Below are 23,710 nucleotides of genomic sequence, written 5' to 3' on the forward strand. Positions count from 1 at the left end.
TAGCAAATTATCGAATCAAATAAATGCGGTCGTTGATGGCATCAAACCGCGGAAAGGCGCGGTTGAGTTTCAGCAGCCGGCGGTCCGGCACAAAGTTTGCCAGTTGCCAAAACAGGCGGCTGTTAGTCGCCCCATAACGCTCACCCAACACAAACAATGGTAGTTGCGGCAAGTGCTGGCGCAACTGCCACAACAGCGCCGCGTCGTTCCATTCATGATCAGGCGACCAAGCCATCACCACCGCATCCACCTGCGCGCCGTAGGTCAACAGCGCCGCAGTCTCCCCGGCTTGGTGAATCGGCAGCAGCGGTTGGGCGCCGGTCAGATTTTCCTTTTGCCAGGTGCGAGCGTCGGTGGCAATCACCTGATTGCCCGCTTGTTGCAAGCCGTAGCTTAAGTAGCCGTTGCCAGCCGCAATTTCCAGATAGCGTTGCGGCCCGAATAAATCGGTCCAAGTGGCAAAGAGCTGCTGCTGGACAAACGCCCACATGCCGTAATGATACGCAATGTACTGGCGAAAATTGCGCAGTAAATGGTCTAGCGTGTTCACGGTTCGCAATGGTAGGTTTTCCCGCAACAAATCAAAGGCAATCGCCTCAGTCATCCCAAGGCGCGGCAGCGGGAACTTTGGCAATTGGCCTTGCGCGACCGCATCACGGAAGACTTGCATCGCGGTATATTGGGCAGTGAGCGCCGGATGGTGTGCCTGCTTTGTCAGTTGTGTCAAGTTTGCCCAGTAATCCAAGGCTTGCCCCTTCCAAACAAACAGGGGCGACTTGCCCAGTCAGCCCCCGATTGCTAATGCATGCCCAGCGCCATTTTGGCGTAACGACTCATACGTTCTGGGCCCCATTGCGGATACCACACCAAATGAATCTCCACTGAGTTAATCCCATCAATCGCCATTAGCGCCTGGTGAATGCCATCATCGAGCACTTCGGTCAGCGGACACCCCATGGTCGTTAAGGTCATCTCCACGTCGCAATGCCCGACATCATCCAAATCGACTCCGTAAATCAGGCCCAGGTTCACGATATCCACCCCGAGCTCCGGATCTATGACCGTTTTGAGCCCAGCGACAATCGCTTCCCGCATTTTGGTGAAATAAGCGTCTTCTTCAGGCGTTGTTGCTACTTCGTCAGCCATGTCGCCGCCTCCTATTCGTCGGCTTTGAGGACACCAGCGACACTGTAGTGGTCTTTGCTCATTTCGTTAAGCACGATATGCACATGTTCAGCTGGCGCCCCAGTGTTTTTGACAATCGCTGCGGTGACATCCTTGCACATTTGGGCCAGCTGCTCGTGGCTGCGGCCTTCAATCAAATCAATATGCACTAATGGCATGCTAAAACCCTCCTTGACGCTCATTTATTGGTTCTATTATCGCATAAATTATGGCTGCTTGGTAGTCGGCGCGGTTTGATCAGGTAACCGGCGGTGCTGACGTTTTTCGTCCTGCTGATCCGAGGTCAAAAATTCTCCAACCACATCCACCGTATTCAAAATATCAATGAACGCCTGCGGATCGGTGCTGCGTGTCGCCTGGGTCAAATCGTAGAGTTCATAGCGGGTGATGACAATCATCAAGGTGGTGTTCGGCTGGCCCAAGTAACCGCCGCGACTCGGCAGCACCGTGATGCCGCGAATCAAGCGCGCCGACACACTGGCAATCACCGCATCAGGATGGTTGGTAACAATCATCGCGGTAATCTTCTGATCTGAGGTATGGATGGTATCCACCACGCGCGTCATGCAATAAATCGAGATAATCGTGTACAAGGCACTTTCCCACTGAATGCCAAACCCCGCGACCAAAATGATCACCAGGTTGATGGCAAACATCAAGACGCCCACCGTGCGATGCGTGGTTTTGGCTAAATACATCGACACAATGTCCAGCCCGCCGGTGGAGAAGCCAAAGCGCAAAGCAATGCCGACGCCGGCGCCGGTGAGGACGCCGCCGAAAATTGCATTCATCAGCGGGTTGTTCGACAAGGCATGCACTGGCAGGACAATCGCCAGGACCGAGATGAACACCACGTTTAAAAAGGAGAACAGCGTGAAGCTCCGCCCTAGTTTGCGCCAACCCAGATAGGCAATCGGTAAATTCAGCAGCAAGTTGAACCACCCGGTCAAATCACCATGGGTCAGGCCAAAGCGCTGCAAAAACAACGAAATCAATTGGGCGACCCCCGTGGCGCCAGCTTGAAAGACCCGCGCCGGCGTTAAGAAGAAGTTCAACGCTAAGGCGGTGACTAACCCACTGACTAGCGCCACGCCGATTTTTTTCACTAGATCATGCTGATAGAATTGGGTCAATTTTGCCATGACAGCCTCCGAAATGTCTGCGAATTGTGAACAGTTGCTAGCGCTTCATACACGTCGCAATGCTCAGTTCGCCAGTGCTGCATTTAGAATACACGGCGGCCGCTTGAATTAACAGCCATCTCAGCAAATTTTTAGTATAATAAGCTTGATTGCTCGGGTTCCGCCGCTATTTGTTCACCAGCGGTAGACACCGATTGAGGAAGGAGAAACACATGACGCGTTCATCTTGTACCAGTATTTTAATTGGGAAAGCCGCCTCGGCTGATGGCAGTGTGATGATAGGCCGCAACGAGGATTCCAAAGCGGCCTGGCCCAAGCATCTGGTGGTGCATCCCGAAACCACCGCCGCTGAGCCACCGCTGTTCACCTCCAAGGCCAATGGCTTCACCCTCGGGCTACCGAGCCATGCCCTCAAATACACCGCTACCCCTGAATGGACCGACCAATACGGTTTATTTGAAGAAGCCGGCATCAACAGCGCCGGCGTGGCCATGAGCGCCACCGAAAGTGCGTATGCCAATGCCCGCGTGCTGGGCGACGACCCCTTCATTGAAGCCGGCATCACCGAAGAAGCCATGGTCACGGTAGTCTTGCCTTTCATCGCTTCGGCGCGGGAAGGCGTGGAGCGGCTCGGCCGCATCGTCTCGGAACACGGCACCGGCGAGGCCAATGGCGTGCTGTTTGCAGATCACGACGAGGCTTGGTACATGGAAATCGCCACTGGGCACCACTGGGTGGCCCAGCGGATTCCTGATGATGCTTATGCGATTGTCGCTAACCAGCTCAGCATCCAAAAAGTGCTCCCAGAATCGCCGGACTTCATGTACGATGCCGACTTATTCAAGTTTGCAGCCCGTCATCACTTTTGGGAGCCTGGCACGAGCTTTATCTTCCGGGACATTTTCGGTACCACCGGGGCCTTTGATCACACTTACAACACAGCGCGGGTCTGGGACGGTCAGCGCCGCCTGACCCCCAGTCGGGAGGCGCACCCCATGGCCGATGATCTGCCGTTTGCGTTGCAACCAGACCGCCCGCTGTTCGTCGATGACGCCTTCAGCGTGTTGGGGGCGCATTATGATGAGACCCCTTACGACCCAGCGGATCCTGCAGCGACCCAAAAGCATCGCTTCCGCCCCATCAGTTTAGCCCGGACACAAGAAAGCCACGTGCTCCAAATGCGGCAGGACTTGCCTTTTGAAATTGCCGATTTGCACTGGATTGCCATGGGCGTCGCGGCGCAAAGTCAGTTTGTGCCGTTTTTCGCTGGCACCACGACCACCCCAGCCGATTACCAACGCGGCGGCTTGCCGGCAAGCCTGGATTCAGCCTACTGGCAATACAAGCTCGCCAGTGTCTTGATGGATGCCCATTTCCATCACTACGCGCACCAGTTGGAGCAGGTGCAGCTGGCCACCCATGCCAAGCTGCTGGCCAACATCGCCAAAACTGACGCCGCTAGTCAAAGCTTGGCCGCTGGCGAACTGCAGGCTTTGGCGACGCAAGCCTCGGCGGAAAATGCCGCGCTGGCTAAAGCTGATTGGCAGGCCTTCACCATGGCGATGCTCGCTGAATCGACGGATATGAGCCCCCTGAATTTTTCCACGGATGACCAACTTTAAGCCAAAAAAAAAGACGCATAACGCGTCTTTTTTTGACACTTACATAAAAGTGAACGGATCGGTATTCAACGTTGACGCCACTATGTGCAGCGACCAGTTGTTGGCTTCTGCCCAGCCGATCAATAACCGCCTTACTTCTGCTTTCATGATGGATTCAATGTGGTGCCCTGGGTCGATCACTGGCATGTGTGCCGCAAGCATGTCATGGCCGGTATGGTAATAAACATCGCCGGTCACATACACATCAGCGCCTGCCGCTTGGGCCGCATGGTAGAACTTGCCGCCATCGCCGCCGAGAATGGCGACTTGCTGCACAGGCTTTTGTAAGTCTTCGGCGATGACACGTAAACCTTTGACCCCGAACGCGGTTTTCACCTGCTGGACGAAAGCCGCTAAGGCGACTGGTGCCGTTAACTGCCCAATCCGGCCCATGTTAGCTTCATCGCCTTCATTGATGAATGGTCGCACATCTTCTAGCTGCAGCGCTGCCGCCAGCCAATCATTCATGCCGCCGGCGGCTCGATCCAAGTTGGTATGCGCAGCATAGACCAAAATACCGTGCTTGATCAATTCGCCGTACATGGCATTTTGCGGGTTGGCGAAGTTGAGATTCGGCGCGGGACGAAACACCGCGGGATGATGAGCAAAAATCATGTCTGCATTCAGCGCCACCGCCTCTTCAACCACTTCCGGCCGCACGTCTAGCGTGGTCAAAACGGTATGCACCGGCTTGGTGGCGTCGCCGATTTGAATCCCAACCGGATCGCCTGGCACCGCCAAGCTTTGCGGCGCAAAGGTTTCGAATTGATCAATCAAGGTTTGACCATTAATGATCGTCATGTGCTTCCTCCTCTAGCACGCGCAGGCGCGCTTGTTCTTCAACAATTTTCGCCTCTTGCAAGGTCTTGGCGTTGGTCAAGTTCGCTAGCACCGCCTGAGTCTTGGCGATGGCCTCGGTCAGCTGTTTGACAAACAGCGCCGTGCGCTGGCGCCGCAGCACCGGCCCCAGCATCAAATCTGCTTCGGTGTATGGCACTTGCGGCTGGGTCTGCCCCACCACCATGATCGGGTAAACATGCCCCATATCTTCAACCAGCGCTTCATCGAGAATTCCGAATTCATGCGCTGCCAGCCACCGGCGCAGGCTCTCAGCATCCCGGTTCGGGCTGAGCACCAAGGTTTCCGTACCATCCAGGCGGTCTGAACCTTGGGTCAAAATCTGTTGAATCAAAATGCCGCCCATGCCAGCAATATAAACCGTATCAAGTGCGTCTTCTGCCGTCAGTCCTAGCAGACCATCGGCTTGCCGTACCGTAATCACCTCGGCCAGGTCATTATCCGCCACATTGGCGCGCGCAATCGCACACGGCCCAGCGCCGATATCGCTGGCCACCGCGAAGTCAATTTGGCCCTGTTTCGCCAGTTCAATCGGTAAATAAGCGTGGTCGGTGCCAATATCGGCGATGCGGCGACCGTCGCCATTAAACGCGGCAATCGCGCGCAAGCGTTTTGATAAATGAAATTTTTCCATGCGTAAACTCCCTTTTCCTACTGCTTTTAGTATACACGACTGAACCGGTCGGCGCTTCTCGGCGCACCAAAAAAGCCTAGCGTCGCCGCTAGGCTTTCATTTGCTTTATTCCAAGAAGTCTTTCAGCTGCTTAGAGCGGCTTGGGTGGCGCAACTTGCGCAGCGCCTTGGCTTCGATTTGGCGAATGCGTTCCCTAGTTACCCCGAAAACCTTGCCGACTTCTTCCAGCGTGCGAGTGCGGCCATCATCCAGGCCGAACCGCAGACGCAGCACGTTTTCTTCCCGGTCGGTCAAGGTATCCAGTACGTTTTCTAGCTGCTCTTTTAGCAGCTCATAGCTGGCATGATCTTCAGGGCTGGTGGCGTTGTCGTCTTCGATGAAGTCACCGAGATGCGAGTCATCCTCTTCCCCGATTGGCGTTTCCAGCGAAACCGGTTCTTGGGCAATCTTCAAAATCTCGCGGACCTTTTCCGTTGGCATATCCATTTCAGCGCCGATTTCCTCTGGCGTTGGTTCGCGGCCGAGGTCTTGCAGCAGCTGGCGCTGAATGCGAATCAGCTTGTTGATGGTTTCGACCATGTGCACTGGAATCCGGATGGTGCGCGCTTGGTCAGCAATCGCACGGGTGATGGCCTGGCGAATCCACCAGGTGGCATACGTCGAGAACTTGAAGCCCTTGCGGTAGTCGAACTTCTCCACCGCCTTCATCAGGCCCATGTTCCCTTCCTGAATCAGATCCAGGAACTGCATGCCGCGACCGACGTAGCGCTTAGCAATTGAAACCACCAAACGCAGGTTAGCTTCCGCCAACCGCTGCTTGGCTTCCTGGTCGCCTTGCTCGATTTTCAGCGCCAAGTCGACTTCCTGGTCCGCCGTCAACAGCGGTACCCGGCCGATTTCCTTCAGGTACATCCGGACGGGATCGTTAATCTTAACCCCGCTTGGAGCCGACATGTCAGCCAGCGCCTTTTTAGAAACGGCCTTTTCCTTCTTTAAGCTGCGTTCTGCTGGTTCGCCATTTTCATCCACGATGGAAATGCCGTTGTCTTCCAGCTTCTGCATCAAATCATCAACCGCATCGCTTTTCAGTTCAAACGGCTTGACGAGCTGTTTAACGAGTTCTTCGTTGGTGATTTCTTTATCGCCTTTGTAGTCGGCGATGACTTTCTTCACGGCTGCGTTGTATTTCTTTTCGCTAGCCGCAGTGGTTTTAGCGGGCGCCTTCTTGGCCGCGGTTTTGGCCGGGGCCTTCACCGCTTTTTTAGTCGTCGTCTTTTTTTCTGTTTTCTTTTCAGCCATTAAAGTGCCTCCTATAACTCATTGTCGATTGCCGCCTTCAGTTGGCGTTGCAATTCAATATATTGCATCAGCATGGCATCGGCGGTTTGCTTATCGCCGAGCTGCGTTGCTTGATTCATCTGCTGCTTCACCCGGGCCGATTCTTGGGTCAGCTGCCGGCGATGGACCATTAAAATCATATCATCGATGGCTTCATCTGGCATTTGCGGGGCATCGCGAAAATCAATGGTCGTCACCAGTGGTCCCAACTGCGGATCGATTTGATCCAAGAATCCGGCTACCGTCGGCTCATCGCTGGCTTGGGCATAGCTCAGCCAAGCATCAAAAATCGCCTGATACTGCGCGTCAGGAAAGGCGAAATCATCCTGATGCAACCGGCGCGCCAAGTTGGCATCATGAAAGCTCAAGGCTAACAATTCGCGCTCGGCTTTTTCAGAACGATCTAAGCGTTGCGCTGGCGCCGCTTGTCCAACCGCTTCTGGCGGCGGTGGCCCCGGCTGCCAATCCGGCACTGCCGGCGCCGGAGCAGTCTGCAGCGCTTGGGGCAGGGATTGCGCCAAAGTGGCGGCCGGTACGCCGGTGAGCTGACTCATTTGATCGAGGTAGACGCTTTGCGCCACGGGGTCGGCTTCGCGAGCAACCTCCTTCAGCCCAGCGTCGATATAATCGAGCTTGGCCTGATCACTGGATAGGTCGCGGTCTTGCGCCAGATACGCGAGGCGAAAACCGATGGGCGTCAAGGTATGCTTGAGCTGCTTTTGAAAGGCTTCAGCGTCATGGGCTTTGATATACTCGTCTGGGTCTTGACCATCTGGCAACACCACCACGCCCACTTCTAGGCGCGGCTGATTGCCTACCAGCCCCAAAGCCCGGTCTGCTGCGTGCTGCCCAGGCGCATCGCCGTCGTAGCAAATCGTCAAATGCCGCGTCTGCTTGGCGATGATGCTCACCTGCTCAGCGGTTAAACTCGTCCCCATTGAGGCCACGCCAGTCGGCACACCGGCTTGGTAAGCCGAAATGACATCCATGAACCCTTCAAACAACACGGCACCGCCGTTGTCTTTGAACTGGTTTTTGGCCTGATCAAGATTGAACAGCACCTCAGATTTGTTAAACAGCTGGGTTTCCGGACTGTTCAGATACTTGGCCTGGCTGGCCTGGGCATCAAGCACCCGGCCCGAAAAGCCAATCACGTCGCCGTACTGGTCCTTCAAAGGAAACATCACGCGATCATTGAACCGATCGTAAAGCTGACCTTGATCGTCTTCGGCGAAGAGCCCGCTTTGCCGCTGGTCGTCGTAGCTCACCTCACGATTATCCAAAAACTTCTTCATCAGCTGGCGGTCGCCTGGGACATAGCCAATTTCAAAATGATCAATGGTGGCCTGACTCAAACCACGCTTGGTGAGATAAGCCAAGGCCGCCTCGCCGCTGGTGGTGTTAACGAGCAAATGGTGCATCATGTCGGTCACTTGCCGCAAAATCGCCTTTTGCTTGGTAATTTCAGGGGGTTCCTGCCGCTGCGGCGTGATGGTTACCCCGAGCGGAATGTTAGCAAATTGGGCCACTTTAGCCACGGCTTCAGGGAATGACAAGTGCTCGTATTCCTGGACGAACTTGAAGACGTTGCCGCCCCGATGACAGGAGAAGCAATTAAAAATCTGTTTGCTTTCGTTCACGCTAAACGAAGGCGTGTTTTCCGGCACGAACGGGCACAGGCCAAACAGGTTCTGCCCTTGCTTGTGCAACTGCACGTATTGACCAATGTAGTCGGCAATATTAACAGAGCTGCGAACTTGATCGATGACTTCAGTTGGAATGCGCGCGATTGCGGTTCACCTCCCAGAATAGCGGTAAAAAGTCGCACTTCAGTGGTGAAATGCGACTTGCCGAAACCTAATTGAGTGCAGACTAATACAAGCTATAGTATAGCCGTCGTTGCCTTGAATTGCAAGCTACTTGACGATGACCGCCGTAATGTCACCAAACTGGTGAATCAGCGTGGCGAGGCCAGTCAATTCAGCCAGCCGGTTGGTGCGGACCTGCTCATTATCAGCCATGATCATGGTTTCTGTGAAGTAATCAGTGATCACCGGCGTCAATGCCCGCAAAGCCTGATAGTTAGCCTCGCTTGGCTGGGCATCATAGCTGGCTTTGGTTTTAGATACCGCATCATGCAGCGCCTTTTCCGTGCTATTTTCAAACAGTGCTGGGTTAACGGCTTCCAAGGTTGGATTCTTGTCGGCAATCCGCACTACGCGGCCCAAGGCTTCCATCACTGCTTTGAAGTCAGCGTCGTCTTGATGTTGCGTCAGCAAAGCGGCGGCATCAATCATGGCTTCCACGTCCACGGTGGCTGACCCTGCCACGGCATCCAAGATATCATGACGGATCTTGCCTTTAGACAAGAACTGCGCTACCCGGTCGCCGATAAACGCCGACACGGCTGCTTGATTCTTCGTCCAGTCGAGATTGCTTAACTGGTCAGCAGCGGTTAACGCCTGCACAATTTGCTTCTGCAAGGCTGGCACGTTGAACGCCCAGTGATGGGCCGCAATCATCCGCACAATACCATATGCCTGGCGGCGCAAAGCGTAAGGATCGTTGGAGCCGGTTGGAATCAGGTCAACTGCAAAGAAACTCATGACGGAATCCAGCTTATCGGCAATCGCCAGGAGCGTGCCAATCAAGCTTGCCGGCAATGCACCGTCAGCGGAAATCGGCTGGTAATGCTCGCGAATGGCCTGCGCCACTGCCGGGTCTTCGCCAGCCAGTTTGGCATAGACTTCCCCCATCACGCCTTGCAGTTCAGCAAATTCACCGACCATGGCAGTGACGAGGTCGAACTTGTAAATGCCAGCGGCGCGCAGCAACTTCGCTTTATCGGCTTCGCTCAGGCCCACCTGGTCAGCCAGCAGGCCGGCAATGGTTTGCACGCGGGCCATTTTCTCGGCCATCGAGCCGATTTTATCGTGGAAACTGACGGTTTTAAGCCGCTCCACAAAGTCCGCAATCGACTTCTTTTGGTCTTCCGCATAGAAGAAGGCTGCATCTTCCAGCCGCGCGGTCAAGACTTTCACATTACCGCGAATGACATTGTCAAGGTGCTCGGTGTTGCCGTTGCGCACCCCGATGAAGGCATTCACCAACTTGCCTTGGGCATCGCGGGCATAGAAGTAGCGCTGGTTATCCTTCATGGAGGTGATCAAAACCGCTTCCGGAATGGCTAAGTACTTCTCGTCGAACCGTCCAGCGAAGGCAGTCGGCCATTCGACCAGGTTGTTCACTTCTTCGAGTAAATTGGCATCAAGCGCAATCTCCCAGTGATTAGCCGCAGCAATCTCGTTGATTTGCTTGGTAATCAGGGCCTTACGTTCCGCCGCATCCACTAGGACCTTTTGGCCGCGCAAGGCTTCCTTGTAGTCAGTCGCTGAATGGAGTTCAACCGGCTGGCCTAAGAAGCGATGACCTTGCGTGGTGCGACCGGCTTTGATATCCAGAATTTGCATCGGCACGACTGCCTCATCCAGCAGGGACACCAGCCAATGAATCGGCCGAATGTACTCAAAATCGTAACTGCCCCACTTCATGCGGGTCGGGAAGGTCAGGCCTTTGACGACATCAATCAACCCAGGCAGAATGTCGGCGGCTGGCTTGCCCGCCGTTGCCTTGTGCAGATAGACGTAATCAACGCCTTTGAGATTCTTGAAGACAATATCATCAACCGTCATCCCTTGGCCGCGGGTAAAACCGATGGCCGCCTTGGACCAGTTGCCTTCAGCATCTTGGGCAATCTTTTTTGCGGGCCCTTTGACGTCTTCTTCGGTATCTGCTTGCTTCGCGGCTAAATCGCTAATTTCAAGCGCCAGGCGCCGCGGAGTTGAATACGTGGTGATTTTCCCGTAGTCAAGATGCTGCTCCTTGAGGAATTTACCGGCTTTTTGCGCCAGCTGGTTGACACTTGGGGTCACCACATGAGCTGGCATATCTTCCAAGCCAATTTCTAATAAGTAAGTTGCCATTAGTTTGCTGCCTCCTCATGATGTTGCAGTAGCGGGAATCCAAGCTTTTTGCGTTCCTCAACAAAAGCGCGTGCTACTTTATGCGCCATTTTGCGAATGCGGCTCAAATAGCCAGCGCGTTCGGTGACGGAAACCACGCCGCGCGCATCCAGCAGGTTGAAGGTGTGGGAACACTTCAGGATATAGTCGTAGGCTGGATGCACCAAACCAAGATCCATCAGCCGCCAAGCCTCTTTTTCATACGCATCAAAGAAGGTCAGTAGCATCTTCTGGTCGCTTGCTTCGAAGCTGTACTTGGAATGCTCGTATTCAGGTTCCTTGAAAATGTCACCATATAAAACGCCGTCGCCCCATTCCAAATCAAACACCGAGTTGACGTCTTGAATGTAGGACGCTAGCCGTTCCACGCCATAAGTGATTTCGCTGGTGACTGGGGATACTTCCAGGCCGCCAACGACTTGGAAGTAAGTGAACTGGCTGACTTCCATGCCATCCAACCACACTTCCCAACCCACGCCGGCGCAACCCATCGATGGGTTTTCCCAGTTGTCTTCCACGAAGCGGATATCATGTTCCAGCGGTTCAATGCCAAGGGCGCGCAGCGAATCCAGGTAGTAGTCTTGGATTTCAGCTGGTGAAGGCTTAATGACCACCTGGAACTGATGATGTTGGTACAAACGGTTCGGGTTTTCCCCGTAACGGCCATCAGCCGGCCGGCGGGAAGGTTCGACATAGGCTGCGGCCCAAGGTTCTGGGCCAATGGCGCGCAAGAAGGTGTACGGGCTCATGGTGCCGGCCCCTTTTTCCGTATCGTAGGCTTGCATCAGCATGCAGCCTTTATCCGCCCAGAAGTTTTGGAGCGTTTGGATCATCTTCTGAACACTCATTTTCTGTGTCATGATTTCCTCTTTTCTGGTGCTGAGAATGCAAAAACGTCCCTATGCCAATATTGGCATAGGGACGCTTGCGCGCGGTTCCACCCTACTTCAAGTCAGAGACTTGCCCTTACTTATTGCTGGCTCGAAAACGCCAGTCTTTCTGTGCTGGCAAGGCTCCCACTGTCCCTTGCTCGCTGACCAGCACTTGAAGAAAGACTCTTTTTCTCATCACCGATTAATTTCCAGAATAGTATAGCACACGCCGTCGAATGGGTAAACTGTGAACGGCCGGGCAGGACCACCTCCGCCGGTGCGCGAATCGTTTCAATTCCCTAGCGTTTACCTGGGGGGCATGCTACCGCTATTTAATGGTGCTGGTGGTATTGCCGCACTTTGGGGGGCTGATACTCGGCGATAAACTGCGCCATTTCGTTAAAGTCACTGGTGAATAGCACTTTGCTTCGATCCGCCGCAGATAAGAACCCGTCCATCACCATCTGATCAAAGAACGCGGCCAAGCGGTCATAATAGCCGTTAACGTTGAAAAAGATGCACGGGCTGGCATTATCGCCAACCCGGGCCCAAGAGAAGGCTTCACTGATTTCTTCTAACGTGCCGACCCCGCCCGGCAGCGCTACGCACACGTCGGCCAGTGCCAGCATCCGGGCTTTGCGCACCGCCATGTCAGGAACGGTTTCAAAATGCGTCAGCCCAGGCATCGCGGCGCCGCGGGCCACGAGATTTTCTGGCATGATCCCGGTCACCGTGCCGCCAGCGGCGAGCACACTCGTGGCAATTTCGTGCATCAAGCCCACACCGCCACCGCCATACACCAAGGCGTAATCGTGGGCCACCAGCCACTGGCCTAAAGCCTGCGCGGCTTGCGTGAACCGTTGATCCGCACCGGCATAGGCGCCGCAGTATACTGCCATATTTTTCATATCCTCACCTCAGCGTTGAGCATAACATAAAAATCCGCGCCAGACTGACGCGGATTTCGGCTTGCTATTCGTTTTCTTGATGCCCATTTTCGCGGGCGTGGTGCCATTCATTCAGGCTGACCAAAGCCGACATGCTGATTGGTAGCAAAATGACCAGTAGCACGAGGCCAACAATCACGCCTAACGCCACTTGAATGAGCGTCGTGACGCCACTGGGCATCAAGGCGGCGAAGGTCCCGCCTAAAATGACGGCGGCGCTGAGCACGACTGCCCCGATTGTGGTGGCGGCTTTGAGCATCCGGACCCGCACATCAGGTTCAATGGTGCCATCCTTGAAGCGCACCATGAGGAAGATACTGTAATCGACCCCGAGGGCCATCAACATGATAAACGTGAAGAACGGCGTGTTCCAGGTCAACAGCGGCCGCCCCAGCACGGTGCTGGAAATCAGGCGCGTCAAGCCCATCGAGGTCACATACGCGGTGACCAAGGTGGCCAAAATCGTGATCGGTTGCAAAATCGATTCGGTGACGAAAATCAAGGCGATGAAGATCCCAATCACCATGATGGCGGCGGTGCGCAGGAAGTCGCCATTGGCCAGGTTCCGTAAGTCGTGATCTTCGGCAGTTTGCCCGCCGATGGCCACGGTGGCCTTGCCTAGCGCCCCATGCTTCAACTTAGCATTCAAGTCTTTTTGCAACGTGGTGAACTGTTTGTCTGCTTTGGCCGAGTTCGGATCGCCTTTGAAGACAACGGTCAAGGTCGTGATGCGATTATGATCAAACATATAGGCATCCAGCGCTGGTTTGAACTGACTGCTCTTAATCGTGGCTTTCGGGAGGTAGAACTGATTGCCCATGTACGAGCCTTTCAGCTCGGTGAGGTAATCATCCATACTTGAATTCCCGGCTTCAAGCGCCCCTAACGCTTTGGTGGCGGTGGTCAAACCATCGCCCAGCTTGTCGACCTGGCTAGCCATGGCCTTCAATTTGGTATTCAGCTCTTGCACGCCAGCATTGACTTGGCCGGCGCCGCTGGCTAACGCGGCGGTGCCAGAGTTAAGGGTACCGTTTTGCGCGGCCAGTTGCGACGTTCCGTTGGCGAGCTGATTAATGCCACTGACGGCCTGGCTCGCGCCGCCGCTTAACGCGGCCATGTTTGCCGCCAATGAGGCCGTGCCATTGGCCAACGTTTGCGTACCGGCGTTCATGGCATTAGCGCCACTCGCGACTTTAGCAGCCCCTGCGGCCAACTGGTTCACCTGCGCGGCTGCGGTATTGACTTCACTAGCCGCCCCATTCAGGCCTTGGTTGACCTGAGTAAGGCCGGCCTGGATGCCGGTGACGGCAGTTTGCAGCAAGCCGGGCTGAGTGCCGCCAGCTTGCGCGTTCAGCTGCGCGAGCAGCGCGGCGGCCTGCGTATTCATGGTGGTGAGTGCTTGATACAACCCATTCAGGCTTTGATTCAGCTGATTGCCAGCGGTGGCCAGTTGCTGAACCTTGTCGTTCATGGTTTGGGTCCCAGCACTCACTTGATTGGCCCCATCTTTCAGGGTACTCATGTTGTCATTGATCTTCTGCGCGCCTGCATTAAGCTGGTCGCTGCCGGCTTGCAATTGCTGAGAACCAGAAACCAGCGCACCGGCACTATTTTTCAGGGTTTGGGTGCCGCTGTTGACGGTGCTGACGCCATCGGTATAGGTTTTGAGCCCGGCTTGTAGAGTCGCCATTTTATCGGCTAGCTCTTGACTACCATCGGCTAAAGTTTGCACTTGGGCCATCGAGCCGCTGATGTTTTGCGCTTTAAGCTGCGTATTGGCATCAGCAAGGCCCTTTTGCAATGTCGCTAAACCTTTTTGCGATTCGGCTAGGCCTTTGGTGATGGTGGTCAGCTGACTACGCAGGTACATGGCATCGATGCGACTGCCGCCAGGTTCAGTGACCGAAGCAACGGTTTTAACGCCTGGTTCCTTTTGCAGATACTGAGTCAAATCGTCAATCGCCGCCAGCTTCGCCTGGGTGTTGAGCGGCGTTTTACTTTGAATATAAATCGTCGCTGGCGCGGTCATGCCTTTGGAAAAATGCTTCTGAATCAGGACATAGCCCTGCTTGGATTGATAAGTCGTGGGCAATTCATCTGCATTGTTGAAGTTTTCTTCGGCGTTCATCGCCATGGTGAACGGTACCGCCAGAATGGCAATGGCAGCGAGCCATAGTGCGGGCTTGTTCATCGCCCCGCGCGACAGCCAGTACCAGAGCTTGCTGGAGCTTTCCCCGCCATCCACACGGCTCGGCCAGAACATTTTGGCGCCTAGCGTGGCCATGAAGAACATGTTCAGCGTCAGCAGCACTGGCAAGAGTACCAGCACACCAATCGCGACGGCTGAGGCACTTTGATAGAAGGTAAACTTAGCGAGCCACAGCACGGAGAACCCGATCAGGACTGAAACGCCGGAATATAGCACGGTGCGGCCGCCATGGCGCCGCGTTTCGGCGGTCGCCTCCAGCGCGGTTTTCCCTTTCGCTAGCTGACCTTTGAAGTAATCATACAGAAGAATATCGTAGTCAGTCCCAATCCCGAACAGCACCACGACCATGAAGACTTGGGTGAAGTTAGAAATTGGAAAGCCGGCATGCGCCGCCAGGTTCATGACCACGCTGAGGCTGGTGATGAAGGCGACCCCGACATTCAGCAGTGAAATCACCGGCACGATTGGGGAGCGGAAGACGATAATCAGCACGATGAAGATGAAAATAATCGCGATGATTTCGGTTTTCTGAATCCCTTTTTCCGTTACCGTGGAGAAGTCGTCATTCAAGGCGTCGACCCCGGTGACATAGGTCTTCAGGCCGCTGGTCTTCAGCTGGGCATGCAGTTTCTTAACTTGATTCTTGACCAGTGGGCCTTTTTTAACGGTAATTTGGGCCAGCTGGGTGGTTTTGTCGCCACTGATCAGCTGCTTTTTGGTCTGGGCATTTTCACTGGGCCTCATCACTGTGGTAATCGTCAGCCCGGATTCACTCTTGAGGGCTTTGAGTTTACGGTCAATCGCCCGGCTTTGCTTGGCAGTCAACGCGTGTTTACTGTTGAACACCGCCGTATAAGTTGAAACTTTACGATTGTGATTAGCCTTTTTCTGAATCCGCGTGGCGACCTGGCTAGGCACATTGTCAGGCAGCTTCACCGCCCCGTTGTCGCGCACCAAGGCGTTGACATCAGGCATAAAGACAACGGCCACAATCACCAGCAGCGCCCAAATCACTGCCGCGAGACCATGATGTTTCAAAAAGTTTTTCATCTGCGTTTACTCCATTCATCTGTTTACGTTTAGACAGTTGTAAAACATTCATTGCTATGGTAGATTACAGGAGAAAGCTAGACAAGGGACAATCTCTATCCAAACGTCGAAACATGGACAGATGTTGCAAATTGCAAAAGAAAATCATTGAAGAGGTAACCGCTCATGAAATACGATCCAGCGCAAAAAACCACTCGGGGCGCGGTCCGCACGCTTAAAGCGTTTTCAGAAACGATGCTGATTATGCTCGGCGAAAAGCCGTTTGAGAAAATCAGCGTCAATGCCCTATGTGAAGCCGCCGACTACCCCCGGGCGACCTTCTATAATTATTTTGACGATAAGTATGACTTACTCACCTACTGCTGGTATCGGATGCGGCGAGAAGTGCACCTGGATCAAATCAGCGGCGACCCGACGGATGCCAGCTTCATGGCGGCTTTCGACCAAATCTACCATCTGTTCGACTCTCATCATGACTTATTGATCGCGGTGGTGTCACACAATCCGCTTGATAGTCAGCTGGTAAACCACTTTATCCAGTACTTTACGAGTGTGTTTACGGAGCTGTTCACAGCCCGCGCTAAGCCGCAGGAGCTCAAAACGCCAGTGGAGCTGGTGGCGAAGCATTACAGTTCAACGGTGCTGTTGATCATGGAATGGATTTTCCTCGGTCAGCACCCCACCACGCGCGAGGAAGCAGAAGTCTACGTGCGAGAGCTACTGGAACCCCGCTTTACTTGTGTCGAATAACTCAAAAAAGCCTCAACCACCGCGCGCTTGGCGTGATGGTTGAGGCTTTTTTGATGGGCTCCCTTAGACGTGCGCCGGCAGCTGCCCTGCCAGCACGCCATCAATCGCCTTGAGCACCCCAAGGTCAAGATTGCTGGCCGTGCGGTAATCCGCATAGGCTGCCATGTTCGGCGTCGCATTGGCGACGAGCACCCCGTATTTCACGGTTTGCATCATCTGAATATCATTGTTGGTATCGCCAAAGGCCATCATCTCCGCCGGCGTAATGTTCAGCGCCGCGCCAAGTTGCGTCAGCCCCAGACCCTTATTGGTAGTTTTCGGCATCACATCGATGAAGGTTTCGCCGCCCACGGTCAGGCCATACCGGTCGCCGAATTGCGCCTCGATGCGTGGAAAGGCCGCATAGGCGCCGCCAGCGCGGAAATACAGCGACAACTTCGCCATGGGCACCGGCGCTTGGGTGAGATCAGGCGCAATGGCAAAGCGACTGATAAACGAGCTCAGCTCCGGCTGGTAGTCGGCTTCGCTGGCATCGAGATAAGTGGCAGCCAGGGCATTGCCAATCGCAATCACATCCGGCTGCGTGCGCACCCAAGCCACCACTTCGGCGGTTTCCTCTGGCTTCAGCATGTTTTGCGCGAGGACTTGGCCCTGGCGCTTAATGACGCCGCCATTTTCGGCGACGAAGCTCATTTGGTTCGCCACTGGCGCGAACAAGTCTTCCAGTGTGTACACGCCGCGGCCGCTGGCGGCGACGAATTCGATGCCAGCCGCATGGAGCTGGCGAATGCGGTCAAAAATGCCTGCCGGCAACGTGCTATCAGCCAGCAGTAAGGTATTATCAAGATCACTAGCAATCAATTTAATGGGCGTCATGAGGTTCCTTTCCGGGATCAGGTTGCGGGGCAGGCGGCAAATGGTCTTGCCATTGCTGCATTTGGTCTAAAAAGCGCTTGGCTTTGGGGACAGTGCCGACCATATCGGTATAAATGCGGTCGAGCACGCGGCGTAATTCTTTTTTGGTTGCGGCCGTCACCGTCACCGCATGAACTTGATGCAAATCCAGCACCGAAAATTGCCGCAATAAATACAACGCCTTGGGCTGAACATGAAAACGATAAGCGTCTTCCGGCCAGTGGTTTTGACACAGCAGGCCGCCGTAGCGTTCGGAAAAATCCAGTGGTAAGTCGCTGCGCCCATCCAGCACACAGCCGCGCCAGTTTGGGGCCACCCCAAACGCCCCCAACAGCTGCACTTCGGCGATATTGGTGACAATGGCCGGGTCAACGCCCTCGTCGATCAGGGCCAAACTGGTTTGCGCAAAATCATACCAAGCCCCTAGCGCTTCGCCATCGGGAAAAGCGAGGTCAATCAGGCCCAAAATGTACGTGGCATAGGCGTTAAGCGTAATGTCTTCGGCAATGTGCTGAAACTGCTGGGCGCTTTGCACCGTGGTCAGGTAAGACAGACCATCTTCATTGATGGTACCGGTGTAGTCGGCCTGGGTGAAGGGTAAAATCCCTGCCGTCATCCGAAAACCGGGCTTTTTGGCCCGGTGCAACAAGAACATCTTCTTGCCATACTCAGCCGTGGCGAGTTTCACCAGTAAATCTGATTCGCGATAATTTTGCCGGCTCAACACCAGCCCCTGAAAGGCGACATTGCGCTTGCTCATGCTAGCGGAGATCCTTGCTGTTGTAGCCGAGACTTCTCAGGTACTGGTTGTTGTCGCGCCAGTTCTTCTGCACGCGCACCCACAGCTTCAAGTTCACGCGCTCGCCGAGCAAGGCTTCGATGTCTTGCCGCGCGCGAATGCCGATTTGTTTCAGCATCGCCCCGCCTTTGCCAATCACAATGCCTTTTTGACTATCGCGTTCAACAATGATGTAAGCTTCAATCTGCAATTTGCCATTGACGCGATCTTTCATGCGCTCCACTTGCACCGCAGAAGAATGTGGCACCTCATCGCGGGTCAGTTCCAGGACTTTTTCGCGAATCAATTCCCCCACGACAAAATATTCAGGGTGATCAGTGAGCTGATCTTCAGGATAAAACTGCGGGCCTTCTGGCAAAGCAGCGATTAAATCCTGCACCAGCTCCTCGACATTGTTCCCCATCGTGGCAGACAACGGGTAGACGCCAGCAAAATGCAGCGCCTTTTCGTATTGGGCAATGCGCGGCAGCAAGTCGTCGGGATGCACGAGGTCGATTTTGTTGATCAGCAAATACACTGGCGTTTTCACCGGCCGCAGCTGATTGATGATGTACTGGTCGCCAGGACCCATCGCTTCATCGGCGGCCACCATGAAGAGCACGGCGTCGACTTGATTGAGCGTCGACAGCGCGGCCTTATCCATGTAGTCATCCAACTGATTCTTGGGCTTGTGAATGCCTGGGGTATCGACGAACACAATTTGGGCGTCATCGGTGGTATAAATCCCATTGATCTTGTTGCGCGTCGTTTGCGCTTTTGGTGACATAATGGCGATTTTTTCGCCGAGCAAGCGATTCATAAACGTCGATTTGCCGACGTTGGGCCGGCCAATAATGGCCACAAAACCTGAGTGATGCGTTGTCATTTCAAATCTCCTTTAGTAAAGGCGCCTGGCAGCAAAGCCGCGACTGTGGTGGTTTGAACTTGCCCATGCAAATTGGTCAGATAAACCGGCGCGTCAGGGGTAAAGAACTCCGCCATCACCTGTCGGCACGCGCCGCATGGGGAAATCGGCCCGGCGGTATCGCCAATCACCGCAATGGCTTCAAGGTGCGTATAACCGGCGGCCACTGCTTGGAACATGGCGTTGCGTTCGGCGCACATCGCCAGGCCGTAGCTGGCGTTTTCAATGTTGCACGCCGCAAAAATGTGGCCGTCGACTTGCACGGCGGCCCCCACAGCAAAATGCGAGTACGGGATGTAAGCGTTTTGGCGCGCTTTTTGGGCTGCTGCAATTAAATCATCCATGAATTGCCTCCAATGAGATGCCACAAGGGCGGGAAAAACACGTACACGCCGCACACCACCGCAATCAGCGCCGCCACGAGCACGGCGCCGGCGCTCATGTCTTTGATGCGCTTCGCGCGCACATCATAACGGCCTTCAACCTCTATGTCGACCAGTGCTTCGATGATGGTATTCCACAGTTCACACAAAAAAACCAACAGCACTGCCAAGATCAGCAGTAGCCAGCTAAAGCGATTGACCCGCAGCACTGCCGCGGCCAGAAACACCAGCAGCGCGGCAAGACTTTCCCGCCGAAAGTTACCTTCATGCCTGAACACCGTCACTAGCCCTGCCAGCGCGTGCCGGAACGACTGGCCGAAGTGCCGATTTTTGCTGGTTTGCTTAGCGGGTGAGGCCATAGGCAGTCAAAATCTTCTCTTGCAACGGAATCATAACCGCCTCATCTTCCGGCTTGATGTGGTCGTATCCGTTGAGATGCAAGAAGCCATGGACCACGGTGTAGCCCAATTCACGTTCGAAGGAATGCTCGTAAGTGTCCGCTTGGCGCGCCACTTGGTCAGGATCGATGAACAAATCGCCGATGTTTTCCGGCATGTCGGGAAAACCTGACAACACCTCTTCGTCGCCATCTTCAATGGCAAAACTGATGACATCCGTGACGCGGTCAGTGTCGCGGTATTCTTTGTTGATCCGGTTAATTTCGGCATCATCAACGATGGTAATCGACATCTCCGTATCTGGCGCCTTTTCCAACGTCTTGGCGGCAAACTCAACCAATTCTTTTACCAATTTGGTATGTTCTGGCGACAAACGCTTTTGGTCATCATACAATTCCAGGTCCATGGGATTCTCCTTTAAGGTCATTTAATATCATCTGGGGTTTGCGGGTACTCGATGCGCGTATAAAAGGTGCTAGCTAAGCCCGCTTCTAGTGAAGCTTCGACTTGCCGCAGCTGCGCCACGGTAATCGGCGCTTCATCGAATTGCCCATCAGCAAGCCGCTCGTCAGTGATGTGATGAACAAAATCGTGAATTTTCTCTGGCGTTGGCTGCTTCATCGAGCGGATGGCGGCTTCGCAAGTATCCGCCAGATTGATTACCGCCGCCTCGATGCTCTGCGGCTTCGGGCCTTGATAGCGGTACTGCGATTCTGGCGTACTTGGATCCGTTTTTAACGCTTCCATGTAGAAGTATTTCATCAAAGTCGTGCCATGATGCTGCTGGCAAATATCAATGATAAATTGCGGCATGTGGCGCGCCTTGAGCATCGCCACCCCGTCATCGACATGGGCAAAAATAATTTTAGCGCTGGCTTGCGCCGACAAATGATGGTGCGGGCTATCGAAGCCATTCGGCATGTTCTCGGTAAAATAAAGCGGCCGCTTCAACTTACCCACATCATGATAATAACATGCCACGCGCGTCAGCATCGCCCGGCCGCCAATTTTTGCCACGGCGTTGGCGGCCAGACTCGCCACCATCATGCTGTGATGATACGTCCCCGGCGCCTTGGTCAATAGCTCGCGCAGCAGCGGGTCATTCGGATTGCTTAACTGATTCAGCCGGAAAATCGCGTCATCGCGCCAGATCAACTCCAGATACGGCGTGATGCCAATGGCCAAAATGTAACCGAGCACCTGCCCCACCACCGTGAAGCCAAGCGTCTGCCAGGTCAAGCTGCTGGTAAACCGCGCCCCTTGCATCAGCATCAAACTGACCGTCAAGGCGAGATTCAGCCCCAACACCCAAAACGCCACGCGCTGCAAGACATCATTCAGCCGCCGCTTGGGAATCATCACCGCCAAGATACCAGTGGTTAAGTAGGCTACCGCGGTGCCAGCAGTAAAAATGGTGCCGGTGGTGGAATAGAAGATGAAGTAGGCGAGTAGCGTTTGCATTAAAGCCGCCAGTAGCCCCCACCGGCGATCAATGAACGTCCGGAAAATTAACGGCAGTAGTGCCGCTGGCAGCAGCAAGGTCAAATTGGCACCGCTGGTATTCGCCAAATACCGCAGGCCCAACATGATCAGCGCCACCAGCAGCATGCCACCACTGTAAAGCAGCATTTCCTTTGTTTGCTCTGCCCGAGGGTGATCCATGAGCAGCGCCAGCACCGCCAGCGCCTGCATCAAGAGCAGTACGCCAAAGCCTAACAAGGCCCAAGGCGCCTTGCGTTTGGTCAGGCCCAGCACGGTGATTTGATGCAGCACGCTTTGATCGATCAACTGCCCTTGCTGCACAATGACCTGCCCTTGCAAAATGGCGACCGGCTTGACCGCAGCCGCAGCCGCCGCTTGCTTGGCTTTGGTTTTGGTGGTATCCAACAATTCATTGGCAATCAGGCTTTGATTGACCAAGGTCGTGGCCACTTTGCTCTGAGCCGCGGTTAAATTAGCCGCATTAATCGCGTGCCGCGCGGTTTGCTTAGCGGTCGTCAGTTGATCGCTGGTGACTCGCCCGGCAAGCTGACCAGCGATGGCTTTGCTGGCGGCTTCAAAGGCCTGCTGGCGCTGGGCCTGCGTTAACCCATAAGCCTGGGTTAAAAAGGCCGTACTGAATTGGTAGAAATAAGGATAATCGGCCTTGCTGTATTGGGCGCGGAAGGCTTTGGTCAGCTCCGCCGGCGTCGGTACCGCCAGCACGGCATTGGCGTTATCCTTTTGCGCCTTTTTCAAGGCCGTCTGCGCTTTGCTAGTGGCGGTGGTTTCCACCGTCGCTAACGCTTTTTCAAACCGCGTGAGTTGATCGGCCTGTTTGGTGCTGATGCTTTGATCATAGCTGTACACCGGCGTGGTGGCATTAGCCGCCGCCACCCGGGCCTTTTTGGTGCTGGCAATATCTTGCACGGTTTGCGTGGCAATGATGGTTTGCGGCGCGGCAGTGTTGACTTTCACCTGCAGCGGCCGCGGCCACAAAATCCAAGCGACCAACGCAAACAGCACTGCGCTAAACATCAGCAGCAGTGCTAAAGCGCGATGACTAAATTTGGGCGTTCTTTCCATCGCTGTCTCCCTCGCTAAACTTTGGACTGCTCACTGGCCTCGCCGTACGCCTCGATGATTTTTGCCACCACCGGATGCCGCACCACATCGCTGGCGGCAAAGGTGGCAAAGCCAATGTGATCAATATCTTTGAGAATCTCCCGCGCCTGAATCAAGCCACTGTGTTGGTTAGGCGGCAAATCGATTTGGGTGATGTCGCCGTTGACAATCATCTTCGACGAAAATCCAAGCCGCGTCAGGAACATTTTCATTTGCATCTGGGTGGTGTTTTGCGCCTCATCCAAAATGGCAAAGGCATTGTCTAAGGTCCGCCCACGCATGTACGCCAGCGGCGCAATTTCGATCACGCCGCGGTCCATCAAGCGATTGGTGTGATCCGTGCCGAGCACCGCATACAAGGCATCATAAATCGGCCGCAGGTACGGGTCGACTTTTTCCTTCAAATCCCCAGGCAAAAAGCCCAAGTTTTCACCGGCCTCCACCGCCGGCCGGGTGAGAATGATTTTTTCGACCTCACCGGCCTTCATGGCGGCGACGGCCATGACCACTGCTAGGTACGTTTTCCCGGTGCCGGCCGGGCCGATGCCGAAGGTAATATCATTGTGCTTGATCGACTGCACGTACTGGCGCTGGCCAAAATTCTTGACGCGAATCGGCGCCCCTTTGGCATCCCGGAGTAGCGTTTCACTGTACATGTCAGCAAAATACTCCAAAGTGCCGCGTTTGGCCATGTTGATGGCAGACACCACATCTTGTGGCGCCACCGCAATGCCTCGGCTCAGCAGCGTCAGCAATTGCGTGATCAGCTGGTAAGCGAGGCTCGTGGCCGCTGGCGTCCCTGACAGGCGCAGCTCTTGGCCAAATGGGGCAATGAGCACATCCAGTCCTTCTTCAATCAAGGTCAGATTCTGATCATTGATGCCGGCAATGGCAATCGCTTGATCTGCGCTGGCCAATGTCAGCGTCTTTTCCACGGTTTCTGGCAAAAAGCGGCCCCCTTAATGATTTGCTTTTATTCTACCATAAAGCGCATCGCCTCGCGCCGTAGCGGTGGCAATCAAAAACCCGTCCAGGACTG

The 23,710-nt window shown here is 54.6% G+C and carries 21 protein-coding genes and 1 pseudogene; 2 read left to right on the forward strand and 20 right to left on the reverse strand.

Annotated features, from left to right (window positions below; genetic code table 11):
• Positions 1–7 precede the first annotated feature (7 nt).
• From JUF11_RS06860 to JUF11_RS06875, 4 genes are read right to left on the reverse strand one after another with little or no spacing between them, the layout of a single operon-like run.
• Positions 8–745 (reverse strand): class I SAM-dependent methyltransferase, encoded by a 738-nt coding sequence (locus JUF11_RS06860; protein ID WP_204118931.1) that lies wholly within the window; start codon positions 743–745, stop codon positions 8–10.
• Between the two features lie 53 nt (positions 746–798).
• Positions 799–1,146: a metal-sulfur cluster assembly factor gene (locus tag JUF11_RS06865; RefSeq protein ID WP_204118932.1), complete on the reverse strand. Its 348-nt coding sequence runs from the start codon at positions 1,144–1,146 to the stop codon at positions 799–801.
• A gap of 11 nt (positions 1,147–1,157) precedes the next feature.
• Positions 1,158–1,343, reverse strand: coding sequence for a 2-hydroxymuconate tautomerase (gene thmT / locus JUF11_RS06870; RefSeq protein WP_125579051.1), 186 nt, complete (start codon positions 1,341–1,343; stop codon positions 1,158–1,160).
• 48 nt (positions 1,344–1,391) lie between these two features.
• A complete protein-coding gene (locus JUF11_RS06875) occupies positions 1,392–2,327 on the reverse strand; it encodes a YitT family protein (RefSeq protein ID WP_204118933.1) in 936 nt (311 codons plus the stop codon).
• A 212-nt stretch (positions 2,328–2,539) separates the two neighbouring features.
• On the opposite strand from JUF11_RS06875, the gene JUF11_RS06880 reads away from it, so the two are divergent.
• Positions 2,540–3,949 carry a C69 family dipeptidase gene (locus tag JUF11_RS06880; protein ID WP_204118934.1) on the forward strand — a complete coding sequence of 470 codons (1,410 nt, stop codon included), beginning with the start codon at positions 2,540–2,542 and terminating at the stop codon, positions 3,947–3,949.
• Between the two features lie 39 nt (positions 3,950–3,988).
• On the opposite strand, the gene JUF11_RS06885 is transcribed toward JUF11_RS06880, so the two are convergent.
• The 8 genes and pseudogenes from JUF11_RS06885 to JUF11_RS06920 all read right to left on the reverse strand — a co-directional run.
• Complete coding sequence (locus JUF11_RS06885; protein WP_204118980.1) at positions 3,989–4,783, reverse strand: Nif3-like dinuclear metal center hexameric protein; 795 nt, start codon at positions 4,781–4,783, stop codon at positions 3,989–3,991.
• The gene (locus tag JUF11_RS06890; RefSeq protein WP_204118935.1) at positions 4,776–5,480 is read right to left on the reverse strand and encodes a tRNA (adenine(22)-N(1))-methyltransferase; all 705 of its coding nucleotides are present in this window, start codon (positions 5,478–5,480) and stop codon (positions 4,776–4,778) included. The genes JUF11_RS06885 and JUF11_RS06890 overlap by 8 nt, the downstream gene beginning before the upstream one ends.
• A 105-nt stretch (positions 5,481–5,585) precedes the next feature.
• A complete protein-coding gene (rpoD, locus tag JUF11_RS06895) occupies positions 5,586–6,779 on the reverse strand; it encodes an RNA polymerase sigma factor RpoD (protein WP_125579057.1) in 1,194 nt (397 codons plus the stop codon).
• Between the two features lie 11 nt (positions 6,780–6,790).
• Positions 6,791–8,608, reverse strand: a complete 1,818-nt coding sequence (gene dnaG, locus JUF11_RS06900; RefSeq protein ID WP_444542910.1) for a DNA primase — start codon at positions 8,606–8,608, stop codon at positions 6,791–6,793.
• A gap of 126 nt (positions 8,609–8,734) precedes the next feature.
• Positions 8,735–10,801, reverse strand: coding sequence for a glycine--tRNA ligase subunit beta (gene glyS, locus JUF11_RS06905; protein WP_204118936.1), 2,067 nt, complete (start codon positions 10,799–10,801; stop codon positions 8,735–8,737).
• The gene (gene glyQ / locus JUF11_RS06910) at positions 10,801–11,700 is read right to left on the reverse strand and encodes a glycine--tRNA ligase subunit alpha (protein WP_204118937.1); all 900 of its coding nucleotides are present in this window, start codon (positions 11,698–11,700) and stop codon (positions 10,801–10,803) included. Before glyQ ends, glyS begins: the two co-directional genes overlap by 1 nt.
• A gap of 344 nt (positions 11,701–12,044) precedes the next feature.
• On the reverse strand, positions 12,045–12,620 hold the full coding sequence (locus JUF11_RS06915; protein ID WP_204118938.1) for an LOG family protein: 576 nt from the start codon (positions 12,618–12,620) through the stop codon (positions 12,045–12,047).
• Between the two features lie 76 nt (positions 12,621–12,696).
• Positions 12,697–15,918: pseudogene (locus JUF11_RS06920) on the reverse strand (MMPL family transporter); the annotation flags it as partial.
• Positions 15,919–16,083: 165 nt separating this feature from the next.
• Between JUF11_RS06920 and JUF11_RS06925 the strand changes: the two are divergent.
• Positions 16,084–16,668, forward strand: coding sequence for a TetR/AcrR family transcriptional regulator (locus JUF11_RS06925; protein ID WP_204118939.1), 585 nt, complete (start codon positions 16,084–16,086; stop codon positions 16,666–16,668).
• A 63-nt stretch (positions 16,669–16,731) separates the two neighbouring features.
• On the opposite strand, the gene JUF11_RS06930 is transcribed toward JUF11_RS06925, so the two are convergent.
• The 8 genes from JUF11_RS06930 to JUF11_RS06965 are packed head-to-tail and all read right to left on the reverse strand — an operon-like array spanning position 16,732 to position 23,618.
• On the reverse strand, positions 16,732–17,544 hold the full coding sequence (locus tag JUF11_RS06930; protein WP_204118940.1) for an HAD family hydrolase: 813 nt from the start codon (positions 17,542–17,544) through the stop codon (positions 16,732–16,734).
• On the reverse strand, positions 17,531–18,343 hold the full coding sequence (gene recO / locus JUF11_RS06935) for a DNA repair protein RecO (RefSeq protein WP_204118941.1): 813 nt from the start codon (positions 18,341–18,343) through the stop codon (positions 17,531–17,533). Before recO ends, JUF11_RS06930 begins: the two co-directional genes overlap by 14 nt.
• Before the next feature lies 1 nt (position 18,344).
• Entirely contained in the window at positions 18,345–19,247 is a 903-nt protein-coding gene (gene era, locus JUF11_RS06940) for a GTPase Era (RefSeq protein WP_204118942.1), read from the reverse strand.
• Positions 19,244–19,630 (reverse strand): cytidine deaminase, encoded by a 387-nt coding sequence (locus JUF11_RS06945; protein WP_204118943.1) that lies wholly within the window; start codon positions 19,628–19,630, stop codon positions 19,244–19,246. Before JUF11_RS06945 ends, era begins: the two co-directional genes overlap by 4 nt.
• Positions 19,618–20,028, reverse strand: coding sequence for a diacylglycerol kinase family protein (locus tag JUF11_RS06950; RefSeq protein WP_204118944.1), 411 nt, complete (start codon positions 20,026–20,028; stop codon positions 19,618–19,620). Before JUF11_RS06950 ends, JUF11_RS06945 begins: the two co-directional genes overlap by 13 nt.
• Complete coding sequence (gene ybeY, locus JUF11_RS06955; protein ID WP_204118945.1) at positions 20,012–20,473, reverse strand: rRNA maturation RNase YbeY; 462 nt, start codon at positions 20,471–20,473, stop codon at positions 20,012–20,014. Before ybeY ends, JUF11_RS06950 begins: the two co-directional genes overlap by 17 nt.
• A gap of 17 nt (positions 20,474–20,490) precedes the next feature.
• Entirely contained in the window at positions 20,491–22,632 is a 2,142-nt protein-coding gene (locus JUF11_RS06960) for an HD family phosphohydrolase (RefSeq protein ID WP_204118946.1), read from the reverse strand.
• 14 nt (positions 22,633–22,646) lie between these two features.
• Positions 22,647–23,618: a PhoH family protein gene (locus tag JUF11_RS06965; RefSeq protein WP_204118947.1), complete on the reverse strand. Its 972-nt coding sequence runs from the start codon at positions 23,616–23,618 to the stop codon at positions 22,647–22,649.
• Between the last annotated feature and the right edge of the window lie 92 nt (positions 23,619–23,710).

It is taken from the genome of Lacticaseibacillus suilingensis, from assembly GCF_016861845.1.
In the GTDB taxonomy this organism is placed as follows: domain Bacteria; phylum Bacillota; class Bacilli; order Lactobacillales; family Lactobacillaceae; genus Lacticaseibacillus; species Lacticaseibacillus suilingensis.

Bases quoted from the DNA above. Each gene is read 5' to 3' on its own strand.
- JUF11_RS06865 (WP_204118932.1), bottom strand. From the start codon at position 1,146: ATGGCTGACGAAGTAGCAACAACGCCTGAAGAAGACGCTTATTTCACC.
- thmT (WP_125579051.1), bottom strand. From the start codon at position 1,343: ATGCCATTAGTGCATATTGATTTGATTGAAGGCCGCAGCCACGAGCAG.
- JUF11_RS06875 (WP_204118933.1), bottom strand. From the start codon at position 2,327: ATGGCAAAATTGACCCAATTCTATCAGCATGATCTAGTGAAAAAAATC.
- JUF11_RS06880 (WP_204118934.1), top strand. From the start codon at position 2,540: ATGACGCGTTCATCTTGTACCAGTATTTTAATTGGGAAAGCCGCCTCG.
- JUF11_RS06890 (WP_204118935.1), bottom strand. From the start codon at position 5,480: ATGGAAAAATTTCATTTATCAAAACGCTTGCGCGCGATTGCCGCGTTT.
- rpoD (WP_125579057.1), bottom strand. From the start codon at position 6,779: ATGGCTGAAAAGAAAACAGAAAAAAAGACGACGACTAAAAAAGCGGTG.
- glyS (WP_204118936.1), bottom strand. From the start codon at position 10,801: ATGGCAACTTACTTATTAGAAATTGGCTTGGAAGATATGCCAGCTCAT.
- glyQ (WP_204118937.1), bottom strand. From the start codon at position 11,700: ATGACACAGAAAATGAGTGTTCAGAAGATGATCCAAACGCTCCAAAAC.
- JUF11_RS06915 (WP_204118938.1), bottom strand. From the start codon at position 12,620: ATGAAAAATATGGCAGTATACTGCGGCGCCTATGCCGGTGCGGATCAA.
- JUF11_RS06925 (WP_204118939.1), top strand. From the start codon at position 16,084: ATGAAATACGATCCAGCGCAAAAAACCACTCGGGGCGCGGTCCGCACG.
- JUF11_RS06930 (WP_204118940.1), bottom strand. From the start codon at position 17,544: ATGACGCCCATTAAATTGATTGCTAGTGATCTTGATAATACCTTACTG.
- recO (WP_204118941.1), bottom strand. From the start codon at position 18,343: ATGAGCAAGCGCAATGTCGCCTTTCAGGGGCTGGTGTTGAGCCGGCAA.
- era (WP_204118942.1), bottom strand. From the start codon at position 19,247: ATGACAACGCATCACTCAGGTTTTGTGGCCATTATTGGCCGGCCCAAC.
- JUF11_RS06945 (WP_204118943.1), bottom strand. From the start codon at position 19,630: ATGGATGATTTAATTGCAGCAGCCCAAAAAGCGCGCCAAAACGCTTAC.
- JUF11_RS06950 (WP_204118944.1), bottom strand. From the start codon at position 20,028: ATGGCCTCACCCGCTAAGCAAACCAGCAAAAATCGGCACTTCGGCCAG.
- ybeY (WP_204118945.1), bottom strand. From the start codon at position 20,473: ATGGACCTGGAATTGTATGATGACCAAAAGCGTTTGTCGCCAGAACAT.
- JUF11_RS06960 (WP_204118946.1), bottom strand. From the start codon at position 22,632: ATGGAAAGAACGCCCAAATTTAGTCATCGCGCTTTAGCACTGCTGCTG.